The 1532-nt window shown below is 47.7% G+C and carries 2 protein-coding genes; both read left to right on the forward strand.

Translation table 11 applies throughout. The features are described from left to right. Positions 1-197 precede the first annotated feature (197 nt). Positions 198-1223, forward strand: coding sequence for a hypothetical protein (locus O9295_RS22285; RefSeq protein ID WP_288035451.1), 1026 nt, complete (start codon positions 198-200; stop codon positions 1221-1223). An 18-nt stretch (positions 1224-1241) separates the two neighbouring features. Beyond that, the coding region (locus tag O9295_RS22290) for a hypothetical protein (protein ID WP_353851887.1) at positions 1242-1532 on the forward strand (291 nt) is incomplete at its 3' end.

Genomic DNA, 1532 nt, shown 5'->3' on the forward strand with positions numbered 1-1532 from the left:
CCATATGGGCCAGCAGTTCTTGCTTGCGCGTCTTCTTGGTGCTCAGGTTCAGATCAAGGCTGCTTTGCTTCATGGCAATGAGGATGCCATGACCTAGCTGCGTCTATCAGGCTGATCGCGAGGTTTTGCAGGATTTCCTTAATTGACTGCTTTTGCTGGTGAAATTAGTTTGATTTTTTAAGTAGAGTTAATCTGAGATGAAGAAGTATTTTGGCTTTCTTGGCTTTTTTCTACTGCTGCTTTGGGGATGGTCGGCGCAAGCGATATTGCCAAATGCAAAGGAGTTTCAAGTTGTCAACGACCATTGGCACCTGAATCAGTGGTTCTCAAGCAGAGATGATGCTTGCCGTGATGCGCAGAAAAAACATATCGCACTAAATGAACCTTACCATCCTGGTCTTTTAAATTATATTTACTATGGGCCGCAAAATTCGGGCCCTTGGAATGGAATGTACGTCGGTGAGTGTCTTTATAGCAGTGTGAATCCTTGGTCTGGAGAGTCATTTTATTCAGCAGTAATGTCTAGCCGATTTTCTGCTCAGTGCCCAGATAACAGTAATTTGGTCGGCTCTGGATGTGAGTGCAATATTGGTTTTCAGGAAGATGCAGTCGCAGGTATCTGTCGCCCTGTGAGGCCTCAAATGTGTTCTGCAGAAAATGGCCTGTCGGTGGGGCAGCCCATCGTTCTGACTACGCGTGAAAAACTTCGCTCTGAAGTGGATGTCTTGGGGATAGGCGCAAACGATATCAATCTGGTGCGAACCTATCGAAGCACTTGGGCTGGAGATAAAACCCGTGGTGCAGAAAATATGGGACTTATTTGGGATCATAACCACCGCGTGCGGTTGTCCGTTTATCCTATTGAATCGCCCATAAGTGTGACGATCACATTTGGAGATGGTTCTTGGATGATCTTCGAGAAAAATACGGGGTTGAATACTTGGCGGGCGGTGAATGGGGGTGATGTTTTGGCCGCCGAGTTGGATGGCTGGGTTTTAAAAAAGGAAGAAGACGGGAGTACATGGAGATTTTCTAAAGCTGGTTTTTTGCTGGCTAAAAATGATATAAATGGATGGAGAAATGAGTATGGTTATGACTCGGCAGGGCGCCTTGCATTGGTGGTGAATGGTTTTGGGCGATCTTTGGTTTTTAAGTATGGCGGTAGTGTGGGGGATAAGCTTGTCGCAGTTACCACTTCAGATGGTCGCACCATCGGTTATTAATATGATGAAAGCGGGCGCTTGTCTTCTGTTGTATATCCGGACGGTAATCAGCGTCAGTTTCTCTACGAAAGCGCGACCTATCCCCATGCATTAACTGGCATCGTGGATGAGAATGGCATGCGTTGGGGTACGTTTGCCTATGACGATAAGGGGCGTGCAGTAAGTACGGAACTTGCCAGTGCAATCAGTCGCTTCAGGGTGAGTTACCCCGCAGAAGGGCAAGCGCTGGTCCAGGATCCACTGGGCACGGTGCGCAACTACAGCTACGCCTTCAATTTCGGTCAGTCGGCTGTGACTAGCAGCAACTTG

Origin of the sequence: Microcystis sp. LE18-22.4A, assembly GCF_027531105.1 — a bacterium.
Lineage (GTDB): Bacteria > Cyanobacteriota > Cyanobacteriia > Cyanobacteriales > Microcystaceae > Microcystis > Microcystis aeruginosa.